This is a genomic window from Bacillus sp. 1NLA3E (genome assembly GCF_000242895.2).
Classification (GTDB): Bacteria; Bacillota; Bacilli; order Bacillales; family Cytobacillaceae; genus Bacillus_BU.
The window spans coordinates 1,627,509-1,651,729 of sequence record NC_021171.1; the positions used below are offsets into that span (position 1 = coordinate 1,627,509).

Consider the following 24,221-nt stretch of genomic DNA (forward strand, 5'->3'; position numbering starts at 1 on the left):
GAAGTTGATTGGAGCGGAAGGTGCGAGACTCCTGCGGGAGCAGCGGGACAGGTGAGACCCCACAGGCGCCTAAGCGCCGAGGAGGCTCACCGCCCGCCCCGCGGAAAGCGAGCATCCTGGAGCGGAAATCAACCACACTTTTTCTTTTGGTAAAAAGCAACAGAGTTTACGAAAACAGCCTATGAAAAAGGAAATTCAATAGAAAGATGTCAAATCTGAAAAAATTGTTTATATGAAAAGTTTTTACAATATTTTTAGCTTATGGGCCTGGCCTGACACTTTGGGCCACCCTTTTTTTTTGCATACGAAATCAAATTAATTGTAAAGGAAGGTTCTCAAGTATGATTCGATTGATTGAAGGAACAATGAAACGTTCGGTTTTGATCCTGTCATTTGTTGTTCTCATTTTAGCCTGGGGTACCATGTCTGCATTTCAGATGCAGAGGGATTACCTTCCGCCTATTAACAATACTGCCCTCATGGTAACTATACAGGCGAATAATTATCAGGCTGATCAGGTTAAGAAACTCATTACGGCTAAAGTGGAGGAAGCTGTTGGAACTGTTGATAAGCTGAGCTATATTGAGGCAAACTCTTTTGATGGCGGTTTAATGTCGAGCCTTTACTTTCCTGGCAAAACTGATATGGAGAAGGCTGAGAATGAAGTTAAGGCAGCTGTTGAAAAAATTAAATGGCCTGACGGTGTGAAAACTCCACAGATCACTCGTATTAGTACCAACTCTTTTCCGGTCATGCGATTAAGTTTGACAAGCTCTTCTAAGAACCTTAATGAAAATCAGCTGCGTACATCCATTCAAGAAAAAGTAGTAAATGAAATTAAGGATGTTCCAGGGGTAAGGGAAGTACGTGTGACCGGGACAGGGAAAGATGGATACCTGTTGACTCTAAGTGCTGGTGCCCTCAAAAAATATGGTTTAACTGTGAAAGATATTCAAACTGCACTATCATCCATCCATCCGAATTGGCCTCAGGGAACAATCAATGAAAAAGGAGGACCTGAAGGACAAATATCAATGCCAATCCGTGTTACAGATTGGTCCATTAATAGTAATGATCTTAAAAACGTAAAAATTCCGATTAAGGGCACGAATACTGTAGATTTACAAGAAGTTGCGAAAATTGACAATAGTATCATTGACCTACAAACCATTTCCAGAACAGGAGGACAACCAAGTGTTCTTGTAGATATTTTAAAAACTCCTTCATCAAACATTACGGATGTGACTGAACGAATAAACGAAAGGATCAAAGAAATACCAGAAATCAATTCAGAGGCTGTCCAGCTTTCTGTGTTATTGGACCAGGGCAATGAAATAAATTCTGCTTTAAAAGGTTTAATAATAGAAGGATTAATGGGGATTGTGTTCTCGGTGATTTGTGTGTTTTTGTTTTTCAGGAATATTCGTTCAACAATGATCATTGCCATTTCCTTACCGATCTGTCTTCTTTCCGCAACAGCGATTCTAAAGGCAATGGATGTCAGTTTAAATATCTTGACCATTTCTGGATTAATTGTGGCGATGGGGCGGGTGGTCGATGATTCAATTGTGGTCATCGATAATATGTACAAAAAACAAATGAAAGAATTCAACGGCCATGTTTCAATGAGGCATTTGGCTGAGGGGGTAGTAGAAATGATTCCAGCGATTGTTGCCTCCACTGCAACCACCGTTTCTGTGTTTCTTCCTATTTCAATAATTGGAGGATTGATTAGCTCTGCTTTTTCCGGATTTGCCTGGTCCGTTGTGATCGCGCTTGGGACATCACTTGCTGTTTCTATTATCGTTGTACCAGCATTAGCTTTTTTACTTTGGAGGAAACAACCTGTTACAAAGTCGATTGAAGTTGAGACTAAAGCACAGGAAATACTTAAAAAGGTATTTTTGAAGAAAAAAATAATTGTTGCACTTACAGCGGCACTATTTGCTATTACGATTGTAAAAGCCCTGTTTTTACCGGTGAACTTTTTTCCAAATGGATATTCAAAAGGCGTAGCTATCCAGGTCGAACTTCCTGAGAAATCGCAGCTTTCTGATGTGGATGCTGAAGTGAAAAATATTGAAACCCTTTTAAAGGATAACCCAAAAGTGGAAAAATTCTCTTCAACTCTTGGTTCGGTATTTACACCCATGTTTGATGATGTCTTTGATGAAGGAGGTGGCTGGATGCAAAAACAAAATGTCGCCAATATTTCGGTTGGTATTAAGGATCAAACCGATACAGATTTATTCGTGAAGCAACTTAGAAAGAAACTCGCGACTTTATCAACAGCCGCAGTATATACGGTTATCAATCAAAATATTTCTGGGGACGATTCTCGATTAAAGGTAATTTTAACAGGGGGAGACCACCATGAACTTGAAAAAACTGCGATTATGGTAAGAAGTAAACTTCAGATGATTCCTAATTTAAGTGTGGAAGGATCGGCGAATGATGCCGATGCATCAATGAAACATTATCTTTCACTTAATCAGGAGAAAATTCAAAGCTTGGGTCTTAATGTCGATGAAGTACTCAATCGAATTAACAGCTATTTACCTCAAGACGTAAGAATGGATGTTTCCTCTGGTGACTCCATAACTCCAATTGATCTTCGTATGGATAAAGAGGAAAGCCTTGTATTGGCTGGGGATCCTGATCCTGAAAAAACCATTCTATCAAAAATCGGACATGAAATGTTTACCATCAAGGATGGTTCAAAAGTGTCGTTAGCAGAAATTACTTCATTAGAGACAAGTAACCAAACGGTAATAAGTGAGCGAGATGGTCGACCATTTGCTGCTATCACAGCTAATATAGTCACAAGAGATATCGGGAAGGTATCGAAACAAGTTAAAGATACAATGAAAACTTTGAATCTTCCTTCAGGTATCGAGTATTCAATCGGAGGGATCTCCCAGCAGGTAAAACAAATGGTGATGGAGATGATTCTTGCTTTAGCTTTGTCTCTTGCCCTTGTCCTTATGATCGTTAGTGCAGTATTTCGCGGTTGGCAGGCACCTGCTGCAGTATTGGTTTGCATCCCAATGGCGTTGATCGGGTCGGTATGGAGTATGACCATTTTTGGAATGGAATGGAATCTTGCAGCCTTGATCGGAATGTTAATGCTCACTGGAATAGTTGTCACCAACGGAATTGTGCTCGTCGATAAAATTGAACGGAATCTTGCTGATGGAATGGAAACAATACAGGCGATTGTACTTGGAACCGCGACAAGGGTCAGACCCGTGTTAATGACAGCAGGAACCACCATTTTAACCTTGCTACCGTTAGTGTTCTCAAATAGTGGGAACACGATTGTTTCAAAAACACTAGGTGTTGTCGTAGTAGGTGGTATGATCAGTTCCACGCTTATCTGCCTTCTGGTCATACCAATCTTGTATGAAAGGTTAAGTAGAAAAGCCACTCATACAAAGAACAATCATCAGCAACATGTATCTGCTTAGTAAGAAAAGATTAATAATAGATGTAGTGAGGATAGAGCCTTTCCAGTGGAAAGGCTCTTGAATTTGGTCTTTACGAGGGAAAATAGAAAGATAAAATCGGTACTTTTTTTAAATGAGGATAACGGGTTTTTGTTTAAAAAATATATGGAATGATTGGCACCACCATTGAAAGAAACAAGGCAGATGTGGTCATCGCGATATTTCCCATTGCCCCTTCTTCTTCTCCCCATAAGAGCGAACGATTTGCCCCGAGCATTTGCGCTGAGGTACCCATTGCTAAACCTTTTGCAGATTTGCTTTTTATACCCAATTGATTTAATAATTTTGGCCCGATGATCAGTGATATTAAAGCTGAAATAATTACAAAAAAGATAGTTGTCGACGTAATCCCTCCAAGGTCACTGGAAATGGTTAAAGCAATTGGTAGGGTTACCGACCTAGGAATCAGTGAAGCCAACAGCTGATGTTTCAAATGAAAAATTTGGGCCATTCCTAATACCGAGATCATTCCCAAGGACGTCCCACAAATCACGCCAGCAAGGATTTTTTTATAGTTTTTCTTTAAGAAAGACCATTGTTTATATAGCGGGACAGCTAACGAAACAACAGCAAGCTGTAATAGTTGATTAAAGATGTGGTTAACCTGCCGGTAGGTCGCTTCATGGATATGGAAAATAAACAACAAAAAAACAAGTAGAATAGATGCAGTGTATAAAGGATTTAGCCAGCCTTTTTTATATTTACGATAGAGTTTTAAACTTAAAAAGTAACAACTTATGGTGAGGGTGATACAGAATATAACATTTATGATTAAGAGGGTCATTTTACATTCCTCCTTATTATTTTTTCATACCATTCAACTGGGAGGGCTGTGCCTAGCAAACAGCATATACTACTCACAATAATAATTACTAAGACAGGCCATTGTAATATTTTAAGAAAACTTGAAGACAGAAAGAGACTGGCAATCGGTGGTATAAATAGTAAGGTTAGATGTTTTAACTGAAAGGAAGTAGCTTTCTCAATCCATGCTAATTTGATTATTCCTGTTTGGAGGAAAATAAACAGCAATATCATGCCAACAACACTACCAGGTAAAGGAATATGAAAGAGAATCACGGTACCATAGCCTAACAGGAGAAACCCCAAAATGATGAAAAACTGTAGAACCCTTAATATCATATGGCCTCCCCTCAATCCTAAATAAAGATGTATTAGGTTCAGCTTAGAGTACTTTGAACTCATTGTCATTAAACGTGTCAGAAATTCTTACATACTTTTGGAGTGGAATATTATTAACCTGAAAGAAAATCTTACAAATGTAGTCCCATTGTTTGTGAATATTCTGAGGACAAATTCGTGGAATAAGAAAAACCAAAGCGTGCCAGTAGACCTGGATCTTCCCAACTCCACTTCTTTCAAGTATAATAGAATTCAAATCTTAATATTCGATTCATCTTCGGGGTAGGGTGAAATTCCCAATCGGCGGTATTGAATTTTTTTTCTAAGCCCGCGAGCTCTTTTTTGAGCAGGATTTGGTGTGATTCCAAAGCCGACAGTATAGTCTGGATGGGAGAAGATGAAGGTTCTGCATTCGTTCAACAATGTTAAATAATTGAACGGTTATTAAGCGTGCCTTATTAACTCTCCCTCAAGTATAAAAACTTGAGGGTTTTCTGTTTTTAGGGGTAGCGTCTTACAGTGCTGGATCTTTCTTCTTGAAGTGGATAGATTACAAAAGGAGAGAGAAAAAATGAAAAAATTAAAAGTAAAAGCTATTGTATCAATTGGAATGCTGAGTAGTATTTCGTATATCATGATGCTGCTAAATTTCCCAATGCCGCCGTTTCCTAATTTTCTGTTGGTTGATTTTAGCGATATACCAGCTCTGATTGCAGCATTGATTTTTGGCCCATTGGCGGGTGTTTTAGTTGAATTTATAAAAAATTTCCTAAATTATTTTACGGTAGGAAGTGCAACGGGTGTACCAGTCGGGCAGATTGCTAACTTTATTGCAGGGATTCTGTTTATTCTACCAACTTATTATCTATATAAAAAATTAAAATCGCGTAAAGGCATGACATTTGCTTTGATTGTGGGATCACTCTCAATGGGGATTTTTATGAGTGTATTAAATTATTTTGTCTTTCTACCTGCCTATACATTCTTTTTAAACTCACCGGCCATGTCAACAACTGAAATGCGTCAACTTATTGTTACTGCAATTCTTCCTTTTAATATTATGAAAGGGTTGATTATGAGCACAATCATTTTCTTAATATTTATCCGTATGCAATCTTGGATTGACAAACAAATTGTAATGAAAAGTATGTGATCAACATAATCTAGCTAAAATTAAATAATAAGGTGAGACCATAGGTTCTCACCTCAGATTGTCGAAAAAGGTTATTTTCCCGGCAATTTTTCATTTTGTCAGAACATTAAATGCAGATTTTTAATATGAGATTGTCTATGCTAAGGGACCTGTTGATTTCCACTCCAGGTGCTTCGCTTTCCGCGGGGCGGGCGGTGAGCCTCCTCGTCGCTAATGCTCCTGCGGGGTCTCACCTGTCCCGCTGCTCCCGCAGGAGTCTTCGCACCTTCCGCTCCAATCAACAAGGGGCAAATCAACCTAAAGAATTGCAACACACCTTATCCAACCTGGATAAGTGTGTTGCAATTTTTTTTATTTTTTGGCAGGCTGCAGTAAGGAGAGCCTGTTAACTTACATTCTTCAATCCCCGTAACCGGCAGTAGCGAAGCCCATGCAGCTCTTTTTTAGTCTGCGAAGGTTCGCTCAATTTTTTCTTTTCTAAATTTATAAAGCATTTTTCCTGATTTAGATAAGCGATTTTAACCTTACCTTTTCCTTGTGTTGCTCCCAAATATGTCGTGTTACAACTTTTTCCTTTTCTTCCGTGTTTGAGTCTAACCTCTTCTATTGCCTTGTTTAAGTCATCAAAATATTCCCGAGTACCCACTTCCACTTCTTGTTTAGTAAACTTATGTTTATTTGCGTTTGCCTATAAGTGTGTAGAATCTGTGAATAAAACACGTCCGCCAACCATCTTATGATTTATCGCTGTAAGAACAATCTCATTAAAAAGCTCCTGAAAAATATTTGTATCCTTAAAACGGTGTTGACGATTCCAACTAATCGTAGAGTGATGCGGAACTGGGTCCTTGAATTTTAAACCCAAAAACCAGAGGTAGGCGACGTTTGTTCTTATTTCCCTTTCCAATTGACGTTCGAACGAATGCCATAAAGATAACCAAAGACATCATTTTAAAAAGAACAAGGGATCAGTAGGGCGTCCGTTATCATCGCTATAATAAGGACGGGCCTTATCAAGAAGAAACGAAAAATCGATATATTCGTTAATCAAGCGAAGAAGGTGATCGTCTGGAACTAATATATCGATAGACACAAATTCATATTCACTTTGGCAAGACTCTTTTGGCTTAAACATTGATTTCACCACTTATTTTTATTATATATTAGTTGAGTGGAAGGTCTGTTATTGGAACCGCTCTGTTGATTGGAGTGGAAGGCGCGAAGACTCCTGCGGGAGCAGCGGGACAGGTGAGATCCCGCAGGAGCGTTAGCGACGAGGAGGCTCACCGCCCGCCCCGCGGAAAGCGAAGCGTCTGGAACGGAAATCAACAGACCTATTGAACAGCCTATTTTATTAATAATTATTAATTGTTAATTATTAATAGCGAATTAACGCGGTTAATCACTAAAGTTATTAAACGAAATAATAGACTGTCGAGAGTTTCTCGACAGTCTGAGGTGAGACCATAGGTTCTCACCTTTTTTAGAAAATTTTAGACTTTAAGTGTTTTCAAATTGATAAGTTTCTTTTTTAAAAGGAAAACCTTAACTACTGTCCTCCATCAGACGGATGCATTCCGGACTGCTTAATCCTTAGAAAGATTTGTTCCTGGGATAATTGGTTTTCGTTGTATGTAATCTTTACCTCGCCATCCTCTATATCCACCAAAGCTCTTTCGATTCCATCCATTTTCATGAGGATAGTTTCTAAGGTTTGAACAGGTTGCTCACTTGTAGCTTCTTTAATAAAAATTGTCATTTCCTTCAATTCTAATCCTTCCTCCCAAACGTATTAAGCGCCTTTAAACAAGGCTGTTTTCAGCAACAAAGTTTACGAAAACAGCCTTAAACAAAGATACCCTTGGTCTATTTTTGCCCATTATTTGAAGAAGCATGTAAATTTTCAAATGAATATACTGCAGGTTCAAAGTGAATTATAACTATACCGTTGACTAATATCTAGGAGGTTTAGAAATGCCCGTTTTTGTTTATCAAACTTTTGAAATAAAACAGGATAAATTCGAGGAAGCATTAAAAAATTTACGCAAGCTAAAATCCTACCGAAATGAAACCTTTGAACATGAGGTTGAGATATTGACACCCATATCTGGTCATGACCATTCCTATGCTCTTCTTTCAACTTACGATGGATTAGCTGAAATGGAATTGCAGAATAGAAAAATGTTTGACGATGAAGAATACAAAAAAATAATTGGTGAATTTTTCCTTGAGAATATTGTACAGGGCAGTATGTACACTCAAATGTATCGATCCTTAACAGGAATGAAGAAAGAATCAGATTCAGAAGAGTAAATTCATTATTTAAACAGTAGTTATTAACAAGAATAAAATTTTAGGGGGATGAGGAGGGTTTGCTATGGATTTTTTTATTCCTAATAAAAAATCATGTCATAGCAAGGTAAATGAAAAAGGTAACTTAACATGGTGGCAATTGTCATTAATAGGTGTTGGCTGTACGATAGGCACTGGCTTTTTCCTTGGATCGACAATTGGAATTATCATTACAGGTCCCTCTATTGTTTTTTCCTTTATCTTAGCAGCGTTGGGAACCTATGTGGTATACAATTTATTAGCAAAAATGACGGCAGAGGACCCACAAGAAGGATCCTTCTGTTACTATGCAAAAAAAGCCTATGGACGGTGGGCAGGCTTTAGTTGTGGCTGGAATTATTGGGGTTCTAACATTCTTATTATGGGTAGCCAATTAACGGCCTTGTCCATCTTGTCGAGATTTTGGTTCCCAAATGTTCCGCTATGGGTTTTTGCAGCAGGGTATGCCATTCTAGCGATCATTGTTGTATTAACTGGAAGTAATGGTTTTGATAGAATAGAAAATTTACTAGCTATTATTAAAACGGCTGCAATTGTTATGTTTATTATTCTTGCAATAGCTGCTCTTATGGGGTGGATCCATGGGGACGCTAAACATCCTGGAATACCAAATTCGGCAAAGGACTTTTTTTCAGAGGGATTAAAAGGTTTTTGGGCCTCTTTAATCTATGCTTTTTACGCTTATGGAGGGATAGAAGTAATCGGACTTTTGGCCACAAGACTTAAAAAGAAAGAAGATGCTCCAAAGGCCGGATTGGTGATGTTGATTTTACTCGTTGTAACTTATGTTATATCCCTTGGACTTGCCGTAGCTATGGCTAAACATGGGGCGTTTAATGAAAAAGAAAGCCCATTTGTAACAGCACTTGATCAATACAATCTTCGCATGTTCCCTCATGTATTTAATGGGGCCATTATTATTGCTGGTTTTTCAACGATGACGGCTTCCTTATTTGGAGTAACCACTCTGTTGGTAACGTTAGCAGAAGATGGCGATGCTCCAGCCTTTTTTTCAAAAAGGATTAAAAGATGGAAGAAACTTCCGTTACCTTCCCTAGGTCTCGCAACGATCGGACTGCTTGCATCAATTGTCACAGCACTGCTCCTGCCGGGAAAAATTTATGAGTACATTACCACAGCAGCCGGTATATTAATATTGTTCAACTGGTTCTTCATTATTATTTCTGCATTTCGAATATTAAAAATAAAAATGTGGGGGAAGATTTTAGGCTTTATCGGACTAATATTAATTTTGGCAGCCATAAGTGGAACTTTGATAGAAAAAAATATTCGTTTTGGATTTTTTGTTAGCTTATTATTTGTAGTAATCATCGGTGTTGTTGCGTTGATCATGCAAAAAATGGTCTGGAAAAAGGAAAGTCATGCAAGGTAAATCCATGATTTATAAACCCTAAACATTGTAAATCCAAAAATCATTAACTACTTAATAAGGGGGGGAAGTTTTAATTCTACGTTAATAACCCTTTGTTCATCAAAGGATAAATTTAATAGTAATATAAAAACGTTGGTAGCTATTACTAACGTTTTTATGTCGTCTTAACGATTTTTCAAAAAATTACTAACAAGATTTTTTTAAAGTAATTGACAATCATTATCATTGGAATTAAAATAATAAATGCGTAGATGGTATTGAGATTCATTATCAATTACGAAGAGGGCTGTATACCAGGAGGATTTTTATGGGCAAAAAAATACTACTTAAAATATCTATCATTCTATTAATAATAGGGTTTGGCGTACATATTCCTGTTTTAGCAGATGGAAATTCTAGTGAGGATATCAAAAGGGCTGAAGAATCCGTTGACACAGCGATTGACTTCGCTTCAAAGGGTAACCTTCCAGAAGCACAGAAGGCCTATGATCAATTTAATAAAACATGGCGACAAATTGAAGAAGGAATTAAAAACGATTCAGCAACTGCATACCGAGATATTGAATCGAATATGGGGAAAGTTGTATATGCCTTTACCTTAAAGAAACCTGACCAGGTTTTACAGGCTTTGCAGGAATTAAAGGCAGTTAATGAAAAAGTTGCTATTGGTGGTTACCCAAAAGAAGCTGGGTTTAAGAAAGAAGATATTTCTTTAGATGACTTTATTCTCCTTTTGCAGCAAACCAAGGAGGATGTGAGTAACAAAAATCAAACGCAAGCTCTTGCCAGCATAAAGAAGGCCAGTGATAGCTGGTTGAGTGTGGAAGGGGTTGTGGTCGCACAATCTGCTTCTGTCTATAGTGATTCGGAAAGAGATTTAGTCACGATTCAAGCTATGCTTGCTACCGAACCAGCAAACTTTAAGCAAGCTAATAAAACTATTGATAACATGGTAAAATACCTGACCCCGTTAGCTAACAAATCTGAATATACCTATTGGGATGCAGCGATGATTCTCATTCGTGAAGGATTGGAAGCTTTGCTTGTCGTTATTGCACTTTTATCATTTGTTAAAAAATCTGGTGAATCGAAGGGAAAAGGTTGGGTTTGGACAGGGGTCCTGTCAGGTTTAATTGTAAGTGTAATTCTTGCTCTCATCGTAAAATTTGTGATTTCATCAGGTGCCTTCGGTAATAACAATGCTCTTATTGCAGGCTGGACAGGTGTATTTGCGGCCGTAATGTTATTGTATATGAGCTACTGGCTCCATAGCCAATCTAGTATCGCCGATTGGAATCGCTATATTCGCGAGAAAAGCCAGACCGCATTAACTACAGGAAAGCTTGTATCGTTAGGTGTTCTTGCCTTTCTAGCAGTATTTCGAGAAGGGACAGAAACAGTATTATTTTACATTGGAATGGCGAACCAAATTAAGCTTCAGTCTCTGTTAATTGGATTTCTAATTGGTACAGTAATACTAGGAATCTTAGCCTATTTAATGATTTTTGTAGGATTAAAATTACCACTTCGACCATTCTTTATGGTATCAAGTGTCATCGTCTTTTATCTCTGTATAAAATTTACAGGTATGGGGATACACAGCTTGCAATTAGCCGGTTTAATCCCAACGACTAATGTTCAAAGTATCCCAAGTATAGAATTTTTCGCATTATCTTCTTCATGGGAAAGCACCATTCCGCAACTCATTCTTGTTCTTGCTGCAGTTATGATCCTTTTATCAAAACGATATAAAAGTAAAAAACTGATAACAGCTAACAATAAAAAATAAATCCAGAAAGTGGGAATTAATAATGAAAAAGTTAACATCAATGATTTTAGCAATCGGTTTGGTAAGTGTTTTAGTATTAGCGGGTTGTAGTTCAACGGATAGCAAGGTTTCTGATGGGGTAAATAATATGTTAGACACAACCGGTCAGTTATCAAAAGCAATTGACAGTGGTGACCAAGCCAAAGTAAAAGAAGTTGGACCGAAATTAGAAGATCAATGGTCTTCATTTGAAGAAGATGTCAAAAAGGATAACAAAGATTTATATGAAAAAATTGAAAAATACCTAGATCCTACCATTGCCGGGTCTGAAGCATCTGAACTTGATAAAGATGCCTTAAATACATTGAACGATCAACTTACAGATGCCTTGAAAGAGTTAGCTAGTAAAACGAAATAAATATCAGACCTAAAAAAAGAGACTCTGATAGTCTCTTTTTTTGTTACTACAACTTCTGTTCTTCCTGCTTCTTCTTCTTTAACCTTTCTTCTAAAACATGGACCATATAAAGGAAATGATCCGCTTCTCGGACTACATGATCTGCCAATAATGGGTCAATTACATTCTTGATTTGGCAGCTTTTGATTAAATCTAACCCAGCTTGTTTGAAATTCCGAAGTTCATGGGTGGCGTTTTCACTATCTTTATTTAGCTTTCCTATGATTGGATATGTAGGACTTTTCTTGTATAACATTGATTCAACGTCCCTAGCCTGGTTGAGAAGAACCTCGAAATCATCGCCAAACTTCCTCGCTGCTATAACTAAATTTCGTTCTGATTGATCCAATAATGCTGAAATAAAGCGTGAATGTTCCATCATAATCCGCAGCCAAAAAACATTTTCCTTAATAATCGCATCTTGAATCGGATCCAATATTCCCTCATTGAATTTTTTCAACGTTCTCATAAAATACTCCGCTTCCCTGGCGATATGATCGACAAGTAGTGGAAAGTTAAACCCTGTTACTTTGCAATTGATGATCATGATGAGAAGATTACGTTTGAAATTCCTTAATCCTAAAACCAACTGAATCGAATCTTCATTTAACTTACGAATTGCTGTAACATTGTTAGGCGTTTGGTAGGCTCGTTTTTCCTGTTCCTCAAAATAATGATAAAAACGGTCGGTTTGCTGAATCAGATGCTTGTCATTTCGACTAAATCCTTCACCTAAAAAATAGGAATGTTCTTTCATAATTCTTAACCAAAATCTATTCTCGGTTAAAGACCGTTCAATGAAAAGCTGCTCCGTTAGTGATTCAGGTGGTGCTGCAAACGATTCAGGTGCAATAAGCATTTGTTTATTTGCATCCATTCCGGGAAATCCCTGATTAACCATTGACCGACCTCCTTCGTAAACCACTCCTCTTTATGTTTATTTTCAAATTTTCTAATTATGATTTTATAATGAATAAAAATTTTCAAACAAAAATTGCATCGATATTGAATAACCAGTTCTACCAGCTAATTATCATTTTGATCATTAATTTGTTCATTTTAAGTTCATAATAGAGTGCTATAATTTCAAATGAAAGCAGGGTCCAAGCTAAAGCATGAATCCAAATAAAACACGATTCGAGGGAAACGGTATGAAATTATTGGAACTTAAAAACATTAGAAAGTCATATAAACTTTACGATAAAGAAAAGGTAAAAGTCTTACACGATGTAAGCTTAAACTTTGATACGGGTGAATTTGTTTCTATTTTAGGTGAATCTGGCTGCGGGAAATCAACGTTAATGAATATCATTGGCGGAATGGATTCTGATTTTGAAGGCGATATCATCGTCCAAGGTAAAAGTTTAAAGGATATGAAGGAAAGAGAAATTGATGATTATCGAAAAAATAAAATTGGTTTCGTGTTCCAAAGCTTTAATTTAATACCGCACTTATCTGTTTTAGAGAATGTAACGATTGCTATGCAAATGACGGCTAAAAGTGAAAGGGAACGGAATAAACGAGCAGAGGAAATATTGACAGAAGTTGGCTTAGCAAATCAGATGAACAAAAAACCAAATCAGCTTTCAGGTGGTCAAAAACAACGAGTTGCGATTGCCCGTGCCTTAGCGAATGATCCAGAAATTATATTAGCAGATGAACCAACAGGGGCGTTAGATCAAGAAACAAGTGAACAAATCCTAACATTATTAGACAACATTGCCAAAAAGGGTATGTTAATCATTACCGTAACTCATTCGCAAAGAGTGGCTGACAAAGGAAGCAGAATCGTAAAAATTGAGGATGGGAAAATTAAAGACGATATTAATCTAAAAGAACGATATCAAGCTACCTCTGAAAAGAAACAAAATAAAGCAAAAACACTTAGTTTAGGTGCCTCTTTTAAACTAGCATTAAAAAATATGAGGTTGAAAGCAAGCCGAAATATCCTTGTTTCTTTAGGAGGATCTATCGGAATCTTAAGTGTCATCTTAATGCTATCCTTAGGGAGCGGGGTTACGAAATATATAAATGATGAAATAAATTCAAGTTTGAACCCGTTAATGATTGATATTACAAATAAAACGGCACAAGGGGATAATGGGAATCCCAGGGAACAGATGCAAGCAGAAGCTAAACCTTTAGAACAAAGAGATATGGATAAAATAAAAAAGATATCCCATGTAAAAAGTGTTGAGAAAGTTTCGCTGGTGAATAGAAAAAGCAGCGCAGTATATCAAGATAAAAGGACTGATATTCAGTTACTTCAAACGATAACCAAGTCCTTTGATACAGAACTTCTGGCAGCTGGGAAACTACCCGAAGAAAATGAAATCCTCCTAACAAAAGCAGAAGCAAAATCATTAACGAGCGATAAAACATATAAAACCTTAATTGGTAAAAAAGTAACCTTTTATGTCAATGAAATTGATGACCAAAACAAACCGATGATTCTTGAGAAAGAATTAACCGTGTCAGGAATAACTGATCAAAAAGATAATACACCAGGCATGATTATGGCCTATACTCCCTATTCAACCCTTGAAACTGCGTACACTGACAAAGGATTGTTGTTAAAACCAAGTCAAATAAATGCATATGCTGATAACCGAGACAATGTAAATGGAATAAAAGCTAAAGTAGAAAAGTTAGGTTATTCTAGCTCGAAAACGGCAAAAATTATGAAGCAAGTGACAACCTATTTAGATATGGCTACACTCTTATTAGCAGGTATTGCAGGAATATCTCTCATTGTGTCAGGAATCATGATCCTAGTTGTTCTCTATATTAGTGTTGTAGAGCGAACCAGAGAAATTGGAATTTTGCGTGCAATCGGAGCCAGAAAAAAGGATATCAAACGAATTTTCTTCTCTGAATCTGCCTTACTGGGATTATTTAGTGGATTTATAGCTGTTGTAAGTGCAATTGTCATCAGTTTATTGTTAAACAAGGTATTGTTAGACCAGTTTGGTGCAAAATTGATTAATCTTACTATTGGAAATATGTTCTTTGGGTTAGCAACAAGTACCATCATTAGTATTATTGCCGGATTATTACCTTCCACAAAGGCAGCAAAGCTTGATCCAATGGAATCCCTTAGATATGAGTAATAATCTTTAAATCCAATCCTACAACGATATAAGCTCTCCTGTAACAAGCTGAAACTCGCTTGTTACAGGAGATGATTCTGGAGGGGAAATTATGAATCTGCCAAATAAAATAACCATCTCAAGAATACTATTAATCCCTTTTTTCATGATGATCATGCTAGTTCCTTTCAAATGGGGAACCATGAATTTACTAGGTGCTGACCTTCCAGTTACTCATTTTGTCGGGGCGTTAATTTTTATTTTAGCCTCTACTACTGATTGGGTAGATGGATATATAGCCAGAAAATATAACCTTGTGACCAATATGGGGAAATTTCTTGACCCACTTGCAGACAAGCTTCTTGTTTCTGCTGCTTTAATCGTATTAGTTGAGCTGGGTTTTGCTCCATCTTGGATTGTCATCATTATTATCAGCAGAGAATTTGCTGTAACCGGAATCCGTCTTTTGCTTGCAGGAGAAGGAGAGGTTGTAGCCGCAAATATGCTTGGTAAAATTAAGACGTGGATGCAAATTATCGCTATTTCCTCACTGCTGCTACATAATATCATTTTTGCTCTGATTCCTTTTCGATTTGACCTACTTTCCTTATGGGTTGCCTTAATATTTACCATCTGGTCAGGTTGGGATTATTTTTCGAAAAATAGTTATGTATTTAAAAACTCGAAGTAGTCTGTGACACAGGAAGTGAACTTGTGGAATGTCTAAAGTAAAAATATTGGTGATCGAAGATGATCCTTATATTTGCGAACTCATACGCTTGTATGGGGAAAAGAATGGCTATCATTTGGATCTGGCTTACGATGGAGAAGCGGGCTTAGATAAATTTTACCAACAGAAACCAGATTTGGTTATTCTTGATGTTATGATGCCGAAAATGGATGGCTGGGAGGTTTGTAAATTCATCAGGATTGATTACAAAATACCGATTATCATGCTAACCGCTAGAGGAGACATTTATGACAGATTAAAAGGTTTCGAATTGGGTGTAGACGACTATGTGACTAAACCTTTCGAACCTGAAGAACTAATGGCAAGAATAAAAGCGGTTTTAAAAAGAACGAATCCGTTGCTGGAGGAATTGAAACTCGTTGAATACCCATTCCTAACGATTAATTTAGCCGAATATAAGGTGTATTTACACGGTGAAGAGATAGAGATGCCCCTAAAAGAAATATCTCTATTATATTATTTAGCCACTCGTCCCAACCAAGTTTTTACAAGACAACAATTGTTGGATGAAATTTGGGGCTTCGCATACGAAGGGGATCCCCGAACTGTCGATGTTCATGTCAAACGAATCCGTGAGAAACTACAGGATGAACCAACTTGGAATCTTAAGACCATAAGGGGGGTAGGCTATAAATTTGAAGTTCAAAAAGAGGTTTAAATCGACGACCATATTCGGAAAGTTGTTTTTTACATTTATTGCTATCATTTTGATTTCATTTTTGTTGTTTACAACGATTTCTTACTTTATGTTCAAAAAAGATATCACTGCCAGACATACGCAATATATTAATGAATATATCGGTGATGTCCAGGATGTAATGAATAAGGCAAATCAAGCGGGTTGGAGCGAAGAAATGAAAAAATCTACCTTTGACCTAATCGGGTCTGGTCAAGGGCAAAACATCACCTATTACTTCTATGGTGAAAATGGTCAATTTCTTTATAAAGCCGGAATAAAATTAAACGATTTTCAGGTCAATAAGGATATGGTAAAGAAAGTATTAAAGGGCCAGGAAATAAGAACAACTTTTAAGATGCAAAATCATAAAAGAGCTTCTTTAGTTGGAATACCGATTGAAAATTCTCATCGGGAAAAAGCGATGATTATCGTTGTACATAATGTGGATCAGGACCTTCGGAACGTAAGTTTACTGTTACTTATTGCCGTTATTGCAACCGTCCTTGTCATCGCGACTATGATTTTTATCATTTCTAAGAAAATAACAACGCCATTAAAGAATATGAGCAAAGTGGCTCGGTCCCTAGCTGAGGGGGATTTTGAACAGCGGGTTAAAGTGAAATCAAAGGATGAAATAGGGGAATTGGCTGAAACGTTTAATTTCATGGCCAGGGAACTAGCTGGAGTGGAGAAGATGAGACGCGATTTCGTCGCAAATGTGTCCCATGATTTGAGAACGCCTTTAACCTCCTTACATGGCTTTCTGACAGCATTATTAGATGGAACCATTCCTAAAAAGAAAGAACAGCATTACATCAAAATAATGAAAGAACAAACAGAACGTCAGATTAAGCTCGTTGCGGATCTCCTTGATCTCGCACGAATGGAATCGAAACAATTAGAGATTTATCCAAGTGATTTTAATTTGTCGGAAGAGGTCCGATTAATGATTGGAAGGATGGACCCTGAATTAACTAAAAGCAAGGTTGAAATCCAATTTATTACAGATGAAACAAGGGAGATACATGCGTTTGCCGATCGTGATCAAATTGATCGGGTGATTATTAATCTTATTCAAAATGCGATTCAATTCTCACCGGAAAATTCCACAATCGAGGTTATTTTAGTTTCCATCGCGGATGATTTTGCGCAACTTACCGTAAAGGACTTCGGGCCAGGAATCAAGAAAGAAAATCTAAAGTACATCTGGCAGCGATTTTATAAAGAAGATGAAGCACGAACAAAGCAGGTGGGAACAGGGATTGGCCTCTCAATTGTGAAAGAAATTTTAGAATTACACCACACCACTATTCAAGTAGATAGTGAAAAGGGAAAAGGAACTTCATTTTGGTTTACCCTGCCTATTAAAAAAATATAAATTAGTTCGTAGAAACCGCCAATTAATATTTATTGGGCGGTTTTTTTGAACTAATTCACCTTTCACCTTGTTCAGCAAAAAATTCAAAGAGTAAGCAATTGTTTGCTAATACTATTAGATTACGGAATGATGTAAAAATATTTAAAACTGGCTGGCAGATTTTATTGCATAATCTTTGAATCTCTTAACAGATGTGGACATATATCGATTTTTTATATAGCCCAGGTAAATTTCCCGTTTATAAAAAGGATTACTGATTGGGCGAACTGTAATTCTATCATCTTGAACAGTAAGGTTATTTGGAACAATGGCGATTCCTATATTGGCTGCAACTAAACCAACGATTGAAAGTTCATCTTCTACCGAGTAGGAAACGTTCGGAACCATATTTACCATTTCAAACAGGTGATTAATTTCTTGTTTCAACCCAACTTTTCCAGTGTATTGGATCAAAGAATAGGGCTCTGTATCTTTTAAATCAATCGTGTCATGACTAGCAAGAGGACAATCATTTGATAGTAGAACAACTAAATCTTGCTTGAATATAGGAATAAATTCTATCTCTGGATCGGTGGGTAAGAGAGAAATAAAAATCAAATCAAGTTTTTCTTCTTTTAAGGATCTGACCAAATTTAGAGTACACGCGTCTCGCGTCGAGCCTTCTTTCAAAGAAAATTTTATGTTTCTATTTTGTTCCTCTTTTAAAAAGCCATTGATTATAGTGGGAATAAACTTTGAGGTAAGTGTGTAAATAAATCCAAGGCTTACCTTATTGTCAGTCTCACTTGTCATTTCTTTCATCATTTTGATGCCTGATTCTAACTCTTCTATCGCATTTTCAATATATGGCAAAAGCCTTCTACCGTATTTTGTCAATTTAACATTGCGCCCTTGCCTTTCAAATAAATGAGTATCTAGTTCGCTTTCTAATGCAGAAATTGCATGACTTAAACTAGGTTGTGTCATACAGAGTTCTTCGGCAGCTTTTGTGTAATGCTCCATCTTGGCCATAGTTCTAAAATAATAGAGCTGGTAAAGGTTCACTTTATGCATCCTCTCTATTTAGCATTTGTTTAAAGATTTATTGAGATGTTCATACGATGTTCATACATAAAATAAATTATCGAAGGTGGCTTGGTAGATTTTAATCAAGAATTAAGTGTTTTCAAAAGGAATAAATTACGGAAGATCATTGGTAGTGTTTGACTAGGAGTGAATCTACAGGAATAAATTCTAAACGAAAAAGAGCCTCTCCTACATTTTTCAGGAATAGGAAATCAATCAAGAAAACACAAAAAAGGTTTTATTGTGACAAGTTTTAAGTATGAAATTGGAGTGGAGGTAGAGTTTCCTAAACCCATGTGACTGTTGATTAATATCACCTGAGAACTTAGTGTATAAAGCGCTGAATCAAGTAATCCGGCAAAAAACCCTGCTTTAAATAAGGTTAAAGTATTGTTGAAATCTGACTACAGAACATCGTGGAATAGTTGGTAGAGAAAGGATCAGCCACCCTACCTTTTCTAAATTACTCATAGGATTTAACTGTCTGTACGCTTTAAAACTGGTTAATACAAACTTACATATGCCATCTCGAAGTTATTGTATTCCCGAAAAATACCTCTGTCTAGATGTGATTCCATTAGTTCATTAATTATACAAAACTTTAGTGATTTCCCACACCTCTATCGTAAATCTATCACGCAAAAATCCACTGAAATATGACTCTTTATGGCTAATTTTGTGACAAAGGTGTGATGATTTATTTTTTAAAATATGCTGTGTTAAACGTGCCTGTTGATTTCCTCTCCATAAAATCTATTTAAAAACAACATTAAGCAATCTACAGACCTTTGTTATAGATTTAAGGCGGTCGACTAAGTCGGCAGCTTTTTTTATAGATAAATAGAGTGGTTTTTTTCAACACTTCGAATCCATACGCATTTTCTATAGATTATTACAAATACCTAGATAATAGGAATTGGATAAATATATAGACTTATCTTAATCTGAAAAAGGAGTTGAAGCTCATAAACATAAAACAAGGGAGGAGATAAAATCCATCAAGAGGTAAAAGATATATGTCTAAAAACCCCCAAGGTGATAGAGACAAAGATTTAAGCGTTGTAACCCATGAAGGCAAAATGGTTACCTCTGATGAAAACTGTAGACTACTATATTACTTTTTCACTACTTTTTTCCCCTGAACACATGTAAAAAGGAGGAATAATTATGACAGGATTAAAGGTTGGTAATAAACGATGGTTCATCGTTTTTCTTTTGGTATTGGCTTATACATTCATGTATCTTGGTAGATCCAGTATTTCCATTGCTGGTTCAACAATAATGAAAGACTATGGCTGGAGTGCCACCCAGTTTGGTTTAGTTTCGACAGCATTTTTCATTGGCTATGCAATAACAATGTTGCCGGCTGGTTTTTTAGCAGATAAATTTGGTGCAGGTAAGGTTATCGTTGTTGGAACATTGGTCTGGTCTTTATTTACATTACTTAGTCCTTTTGCAGGTTCAATCGGTCTTTTCGTCCTCATCCGTGCAATGGTAGGTGTAGGTCAAGGTGTTACGTTGCCTTCAGCTTCATCTATGGTATCGAAATGGGTACCAAAACAAGAATCAGGAAGAGCACAAGGTTTTACCCTCATCGGCGTTCCGCTTGGGGTTGCGATTACAATGCCACTTGGAGTTTACCTAATACAGCACTTTAACTGGCAAACGATCTTTTATATATTTTCTATTCTTGGTCCGGTTTGGTGCTTAGTTTGGTGGAAATTTGGTAAAGATAGACCGGAATTACATTCTAAAATTAGCAAGGAAGAAGTGGCCTACATTAAAGCGGGCCAGGGTACGAAGGAAGTTGCGGGTGTAGCATTAACCGCTAAAGAAGTCTATGGAAGTCCATCAGTATGGGGAGCAACACTAGGATATTTTTGTTATAACTACGTCTTTTACTTACTTCTAACCTGGTTACCAACCTATTTTGCTCAGGGACGTAATTTATCCTTGGCAGACGCCGGCTACGCTACCATGTTCCCATACCTTGTCGCAGTATTCACTTATCCGATTGGCGGTATGTTAGCTGACTGGGGAGCAAAAAAATTCGGGCAAAATATTGGTCGGAAACTGTTCCCTGTTATTGGTTTGATTTTTGGTGGAATTGCGTTGATGTTTGCAACTCAAACAAGCAGTCTAACTACAGCAATCCTTTTATTATCAGTATCAATGGGTGGTTTAACCCTTACTCAAGGGGGATTCTTCTCCATTCCAATCATTCTTGCTCCAAAGAATGCGGGTATGATCGTTGGTTTGTACGGTTTTATTGGAACATTTGCTGGAATAACTGCTCCTATCCTTACTGGTTTTGTTATTGACGTATCTGGTAAATATGAAACTGCTATGTATTTAGGCTCTGGTATGGCTATTCTAGGCGCAGTCATCTTGTTGACACTTGCCAAGATTAAACCTATTGAGCAAAAACAGTCCATTGGTATAAAAGCGAGTTAGCGAACCCGTTATTCAGAATCCCTGCTCTAAATGCTGTAGCAGAAGCTATAGATGGAGCGGGGATAAAGAGTAACTGATTTAGTAGAAATGGTTTTTTAAATGAAAATAAAGGGGAAATGTTTTATATGAAACCATTAGAAGGCGTAAAAGTTGTTGAATTAACAGGATTCTATGCTGCTCCAACTGTTCCAAGAGTTCTTGGTGACTGGGGTGCTGAAGTAATCAAGATTGAACCACCGGCAGGAGATCCTAGCAGGACACAAGGTGGAGTATTTAATATGCCTTATAATGACGAAGAAAACCCGGCGTTTGATATTGCCAATCTTAATAAAAAATTTATTACTCTTAATCTGAAAAAAGCCGAAGCAAAAGAAGCAGCTTATAAATTACTGGAATCAGCAGACGTTCTTGTTACAAGTTACAGAACAAAAGCACTTGAGAAATTGGGCTTTTCCTATGAGGAACTCAGCAAAAGATTTCCTAAACTTATTTTTGCACAAATTCTTGGTTTTGGGGAGCATGGACCTGAAAAAGACACTGCAGGATTCGATGCTACTGCTTATGTTTGTCGTGGAGGAATATTAACAGCAATGACTGAAAGAGGAGAATCCCCTTTGCTTGAACCAAATGCATACGGTGATTTCCAAGCAACAATGTGCCTTGTATCTGGAATAAGTGCTGCTCTTTTTGCAAGAGAAAAAACAGGCTTAGGAGATAAAGTGACGGTTAGTCTTCACCACACAGCTCTCTTTATGATGAACGTTGCGATTGCTTCTTCTCAATTTGGTAACGTATATCCAAAAAGTAGAAAAGAAGTATCTAATCCTTTTAATAATACATATGAATCTAAGGATGAAAGATGGTTCCTCTTCTGTGCTCCTGAATATAATAAGGTCTTTCCAAAAATTATGAAGCTAATCGGTAGAGAAGACTTAATAAATAATGATGATTATAACACAGTAGAAGAAGTAAATAGACGTGGTAAGAATCGTGAGATAATTGAAATCATTGAAAAAGAATTAGCTAAAAAGAACCTTGACGAATTAATGAAAATATTTAAAGAAAACGATATAGCCAATGAAAAAGGATATACCATGGAAGAAATTATAAATGACGAACAAGCATGGGCTAACGATTGTCTCAGAAAAATAGAATATCCTACAGGTGGTGAAGCAATATTGCCTACTTCTCCTGTAAGGTTTAGGAGTTTAGGTAATCCAGATATGGTTACTTCTAAACCATTGGGATACCATACGGAAGAAATCTTAAGTAAATATGGCTATTCTAAAGCAGCTATTGAACAAATGAGAAACTGATAAGGTTTTTCATTGAAAACACGATCCTGTGAATAAGTCCAAAAATATTAAATATGGAAAAAACGAAAGATCAGATAAATTAGAAGGTTACTATTAAAGGAGAGTAATTGCTGTGGCTGACGAAAAATTTGACGTTATCGTAATTGGTGCCGGCCTTGCCGGATCCGCGGCTGCTTACCGTCTTGCAAAAGCAGGGCTCGAAGTAATGGTAGTTGACAGGGGGAGCGAACCGGGTGCAAAAAATATGACCGGTGGACGTCTCTATATGCACGCTCTTGAAAAATTGATGCCGGGTGAATGGGCAGACGCTCCTCTCGAACGCGAGATAACTCGGGAAATGATGATGATGATGACCCCGGAAAACAGTATGTCAATCGACTCAATGTTTCCAGAGATGAATCAACAATCTTACACGGTGTTGAGAGGTCGGTTTGATGCTTGGCTGGCCTCAAAGGCTGAAGAACAAGGAGCAATGATCATTTCGGGTACAACTGTTGACGGCTTAATTATTAGGGATGGGAAAGTTTGCGGTATTAAAACTGGCGAAGAGGAACTTGAAGCTGATCTGGTCATCAGTGCAGAAGGTGTAAATGCGATCGTAGCAGAGCGAGCTGGTTTGATTAAACCAATTGCTTTGAAGGACGTTGCTGTAGGTTTAAAGTATGTATACAAGTTTTCTGAGGATACAATCAACGAACGCTTCAACTCAGAAAGTGGAAAAGGTGCAGCAATGCTGTGTGCAGGTGAGTGTACCAAAGGTATCAGCGGAGGTGGATTCCTGTACACAAATAAAGAAAGCATCTCAATTGGACTTGTTATCGATTCTAATGGCTGGAAAAATTCTAAATTGCCATTAGCAGATGTTGGAGAGACATTTATACAGCACCCAGCTATTTCACGGTATCTTGAAGGTGGAGAACTAGTCGAATATTCCGCACATCTTATCCCTGAAGGAGGTTATAACTCCCTCCCTCAATTATACTCAGATGGGTTTCTCCTTGCAGGGGATGCCGCAGGATTGGTTGTAAATAGAGGATTTACTGTCCGGGGTATGGATTATGCCATTTTATCTGGAATTGCAGCAGCCGAGACTGCTATCGAAGCGATTGATGCTAACGATTTTTCCAAGAACTTTCTGAAGGAATATGAAAATAAACTTGACCAAGTCGTATTAAAAGACCTAAAAACGTTTAGGAATTCCCATGACTATATTGGTCATTCGCAGCACCTGTTTACCACATACCCTGAGATTGCAACAGATCTAATGAAAAATATGTATTCCGTCGATGGGAATTCTTCAAAATCGATTATCGGGTTAGTCAAAGGGTCAATCAAAGGTAAGGTACCTATTTTTAGTGTATTGAAAGATGCTGTTAAAGGGGGTAAGTCACTATGAAATCACTTTCGATGGATGATCGTTTGGCAAAGAACCGCTTTGATAGTGATGATCATAATCCCCATATTATCGTTGATAGAGCTGCTTGCAAGACTTGTGATCACCGAGCTTGTACCACTTCCTGCCCAGCGGAAAGATATAAGTGGGATACCATAAACGATATTCTAAGTTTTGATCATGTAGGATGCTTGGAATGTGGGAACTGTCGTTTCGTTTGTGAGCGGTTGAATCAGGGAGTTGACGGATATTCATGGAATTATCCGGGACAAGGTACGGGAATAATTTATAGAATAGGTTAATCATAGAAAACGCGGTATTACT

19 protein-coding genes, 1 pseudogene and 1 riboswitch are annotated in these 24,221 nt (G+C 37.4%); of the genes and pseudogenes, 14 read left to right on the plus strand and 6 right to left on the minus strand.

Annotation, left to right across the window (positions count from 1 at the left end; all coding sequences use genetic code 11):
* Positions 1-341 precede the first annotated feature (341 nt).
* Positions 342-3,467 (plus strand): efflux RND transporter permease subunit, encoded by a 3,126-nt coding sequence (locus tag B1NLA3E_RS07870; protein ID WP_015593307.1) that lies wholly within the window; start codon positions 342-344, stop codon positions 3,465-3,467.
* Positions 3,468-3,600: 133 nt separating this feature from the next.
* Here the strand turns inward: B1NLA3E_RS07870 and B1NLA3E_RS07875 are convergent, their stop codons facing one another.
* Both B1NLA3E_RS07875 and B1NLA3E_RS07880 read right to left on the minus strand, forming a co-directional pair.
* The gene (locus B1NLA3E_RS07875; protein WP_015593308.1) at positions 3,601-4,290 is read right to left on the minus strand and encodes an LrgB family protein; all 690 of its coding nucleotides are present in this window, start codon (positions 4,288-4,290) and stop codon (positions 3,601-3,603) included.
* A complete protein-coding gene (locus B1NLA3E_RS07880) occupies positions 4,287-4,649 on the minus strand; it encodes a CidA/LrgA family protein (protein WP_015593309.1) in 363 nt (120 codons plus the stop codon). Before B1NLA3E_RS07880 ends, B1NLA3E_RS07875 begins: the two co-directional genes overlap by 4 nt.
* A gap of 269 nt (positions 4,650-4,918) precedes the next feature.
* Positions 4,919-5,052, plus strand: a riboswitch (FMN riboswitch).
* 168 nt (positions 5,053-5,220) lie between these two features.
* Between B1NLA3E_RS07880 and B1NLA3E_RS07885 the strand changes: the two genes are divergently transcribed.
* The gene (locus B1NLA3E_RS07885) at positions 5,221-5,802 is read left to right on the plus strand and encodes an ECF transporter S component (RefSeq protein ID WP_015593310.1); all 582 of its coding nucleotides are present in this window, start codon (positions 5,221-5,223) and stop codon (positions 5,800-5,802) included.
* A 292-nt stretch (positions 5,803-6,094) separates the two neighbouring features.
* Here the strand turns inward: B1NLA3E_RS07885 and B1NLA3E_RS23775 are convergent.
* Positions 6,095-6,937 (minus strand): annotated as a pseudogene (locus B1NLA3E_RS23775) (transposase).
* Positions 6,938-7,351: 414 nt separating this feature from the next.
* The gene (locus tag B1NLA3E_RS07900) at positions 7,352-7,561 is read right to left on the minus strand and encodes a heavy-metal-associated domain-containing protein (RefSeq protein WP_236619648.1); all 210 of its coding nucleotides are present in this window, start codon (positions 7,559-7,561) and stop codon (positions 7,352-7,354) included.
* Positions 7,562-7,776: 215 nt separating this feature from the next.
* Here B1NLA3E_RS07900 and B1NLA3E_RS07905 point away from each other — a divergent pair, with 215 nt between their 5' ends.
* The 4 genes from B1NLA3E_RS07905 (at position 7,777) to B1NLA3E_RS23245 (ending at position 11,733) form a co-directional block, all read left to right on the plus strand.
* Complete coding sequence (locus B1NLA3E_RS07905) at positions 7,777-8,115, plus strand: hypothetical protein (protein WP_015593313.1); 339 nt, start codon at positions 7,777-7,779, stop codon at positions 8,113-8,115.
* A gap of 64 nt (positions 8,116-8,179) precedes the next feature.
* A complete protein-coding gene (locus B1NLA3E_RS07910) occupies positions 8,180-9,547 on the plus strand; it encodes an amino acid permease (protein ID WP_015593314.1) in 1,368 nt (455 codons plus the stop codon).
* 307 nt (positions 9,548-9,854) lie between these two features.
* Entirely contained in the window at positions 9,855-11,336 is a 1,482-nt protein-coding gene (locus tag B1NLA3E_RS07915) for an FTR1 family iron permease (protein WP_015593315.1), read from the plus strand.
* Between the two features lie 22 nt (positions 11,337-11,358).
* Entirely contained in the window at positions 11,359-11,733 is a 375-nt protein-coding gene (locus tag B1NLA3E_RS23245; RefSeq protein ID WP_015593316.1) for a hypothetical protein, read from the plus strand.
* Between the two features lie 46 nt (positions 11,734-11,779).
* On the opposite strand, the gene B1NLA3E_RS07925 is transcribed toward B1NLA3E_RS23245, so the two are convergent.
* Positions 11,780-12,673, minus strand: coding sequence for a DUF2935 domain-containing protein (locus B1NLA3E_RS07925; protein WP_015593317.1), 894 nt, complete (start codon positions 12,671-12,673; stop codon positions 11,780-11,782).
* Between the two features lie 250 nt (positions 12,674-12,923).
* Here B1NLA3E_RS07925 and B1NLA3E_RS07930 point away from each other — a divergent pair, with 250 nt between their 5' ends.
* From B1NLA3E_RS07930 to B1NLA3E_RS07945, 4 genes are all read left to right on the plus strand, one after another.
* Positions 12,924-14,882: an ABC transporter ATP-binding protein/permease gene (locus B1NLA3E_RS07930; protein ID WP_041580965.1), complete on the plus strand. Its 1,959-nt coding sequence runs from the start codon at positions 12,924-12,926 to the stop codon at positions 14,880-14,882.
* A 91-nt stretch (positions 14,883-14,973) separates the two neighbouring features.
* A complete protein-coding gene (gene pgsA / locus B1NLA3E_RS07935) occupies positions 14,974-15,552 on the plus strand; it encodes a CDP-diacylglycerol--glycerol-3-phosphate 3-phosphatidyltransferase (protein ID WP_015593319.1) in 579 nt (192 codons plus the stop codon).
* Positions 15,553-15,580: 28 nt separating this feature from the next.
* Complete coding sequence (locus B1NLA3E_RS07940; RefSeq protein WP_015593320.1) at positions 15,581-16,270, plus strand: response regulator transcription factor; 690 nt, start codon at positions 15,581-15,583, stop codon at positions 16,268-16,270.
* Positions 16,248-17,669 (plus strand): HAMP domain-containing sensor histidine kinase, encoded by a 1,422-nt coding sequence (locus tag B1NLA3E_RS07945; RefSeq protein WP_015593321.1) that lies wholly within the window; start codon positions 16,248-16,250, stop codon positions 17,667-17,669. The genes B1NLA3E_RS07940 and B1NLA3E_RS07945 overlap by 23 nt, the downstream gene beginning before the upstream one ends.
* A 141-nt stretch (positions 17,670-17,810) precedes the next feature.
* On the opposite strand, the gene B1NLA3E_RS07950 is transcribed toward B1NLA3E_RS07945, so the two are convergent.
* Positions 17,811-18,722, minus strand: coding sequence for a LysR family transcriptional regulator (locus B1NLA3E_RS07950; RefSeq protein WP_015593322.1), 912 nt, complete (start codon positions 18,720-18,722; stop codon positions 17,811-17,813).
* A 1,179-nt stretch (positions 18,723-19,901) separates the two neighbouring features.
* Between B1NLA3E_RS07950 and B1NLA3E_RS07955 the strand changes: the two genes are divergently transcribed.
* From B1NLA3E_RS07955 to B1NLA3E_RS07970, 4 genes are all read left to right on the plus strand, one after another.
* Positions 19,902-21,188: an MFS transporter gene (locus B1NLA3E_RS07955; RefSeq protein ID WP_015593323.1), complete on the plus strand. Its 1,287-nt coding sequence runs from the start codon at positions 19,902-19,904 to the stop codon at positions 21,186-21,188.
* A 125-nt stretch (positions 21,189-21,313) separates the two neighbouring features.
* Positions 21,314-22,504, plus strand: a complete 1,191-nt coding sequence (locus B1NLA3E_RS07960) for a CaiB/BaiF CoA transferase family protein (protein WP_015593324.1) — start codon at positions 21,314-21,316, stop codon at positions 22,502-22,504.
* Positions 22,505-22,616: 112 nt separating this feature from the next.
* Positions 22,617-23,900: an FAD-dependent oxidoreductase gene (locus B1NLA3E_RS07965; RefSeq protein ID WP_015593325.1), complete on the plus strand. Its 1,284-nt coding sequence runs from the start codon at positions 22,617-22,619 to the stop codon at positions 23,898-23,900.
* On the plus strand, positions 23,897-24,199 hold the full coding sequence (locus B1NLA3E_RS07970) for a ferredoxin family protein (protein ID WP_041580391.1): 303 nt from the start codon (positions 23,897-23,899) through the stop codon (positions 24,197-24,199). Before B1NLA3E_RS07965 ends, B1NLA3E_RS07970 begins: the two co-directional genes overlap by 4 nt.
* The last annotated feature ends 22 nt before the right edge of the window (positions 24,200-24,221 follow it).

Bases quoted from the DNA above. Each gene is read 5' to 3' on its own strand.
- B1NLA3E_RS07910 (WP_015593314.1), top strand. From the start codon at position 8,180: ATGGATTTTTTTATTCCTAATAAAAAATCATGTCATAGCAAGGTAAAT.
- B1NLA3E_RS07930 (WP_041580965.1), top strand. From the start codon at position 12,924: ATGAAATTATTGGAACTTAAAAACATTAGAAAGTCATATAAACTTTAC.
- B1NLA3E_RS07880 (WP_015593309.1), bottom strand. From the start codon at position 4,649: ATGATATTAAGGGTTCTACAGTTTTTCATCATTTTGGGGTTTCTCCTG.
- B1NLA3E_RS07905 (WP_015593313.1), top strand. From the start codon at position 7,777: ATGCCCGTTTTTGTTTATCAAACTTTTGAAATAAAACAGGATAAATTC.
- B1NLA3E_RS07870 (WP_015593307.1), top strand. From the start codon at position 342: ATGATTCGATTGATTGAAGGAACAATGAAACGTTCGGTTTTGATCCTG.
- B1NLA3E_RS07940 (WP_015593320.1), top strand. From the start codon at position 15,581: ATGTCTAAAGTAAAAATATTGGTGATCGAAGATGATCCTTATATTTGC.
- pgsA (WP_015593319.1), top strand. From the start codon at position 14,974: ATGAATCTGCCAAATAAAATAACCATCTCAAGAATACTATTAATCCCT.
- B1NLA3E_RS07875 (WP_015593308.1), bottom strand. From the start codon at position 4,290: ATGACCCTCTTAATCATAAATGTTATATTCTGTATCACCCTCACCATA.
- B1NLA3E_RS07900 (WP_236619648.1), bottom strand. From the start codon at position 7,561: ATGACAATTTTTATTAAAGAAGCTACAAGTGAGCAACCTGTTCAAACC.
- B1NLA3E_RS07970 (WP_041580391.1), top strand. From the start codon at position 23,897: ATGAAATCACTTTCGATGGATGATCGTTTGGCAAAGAACCGCTTTGAT.
- B1NLA3E_RS07955 (WP_015593323.1), top strand. From the start codon at position 19,902: ATGACAGGATTAAAGGTTGGTAATAAACGATGGTTCATCGTTTTTCTT.
- B1NLA3E_RS07950 (WP_015593322.1), bottom strand. From the start codon at position 18,722: ATGCATAAAGTGAACCTTTACCAGCTCTATTATTTTAGAACTATGGCC.
- B1NLA3E_RS07925 (WP_015593317.1), bottom strand. From the start codon at position 12,673: ATGGTTAATCAGGGATTTCCCGGAATGGATGCAAATAAACAAATGCTT.
- B1NLA3E_RS07885 (WP_015593310.1), top strand. From the start codon at position 5,221: ATGAAAAAATTAAAAGTAAAAGCTATTGTATCAATTGGAATGCTGAGT.
- B1NLA3E_RS23245 (WP_015593316.1), top strand. From the start codon at position 11,359: ATGAAAAAGTTAACATCAATGATTTTAGCAATCGGTTTGGTAAGTGTT.
- B1NLA3E_RS07915 (WP_015593315.1), top strand. From the start codon at position 9,855: ATGGGCAAAAAAATACTACTTAAAATATCTATCATTCTATTAATAATA.
- B1NLA3E_RS07960 (WP_015593324.1), top strand. From the start codon at position 21,314: ATGAAACCATTAGAAGGCGTAAAAGTTGTTGAATTAACAGGATTCTAT.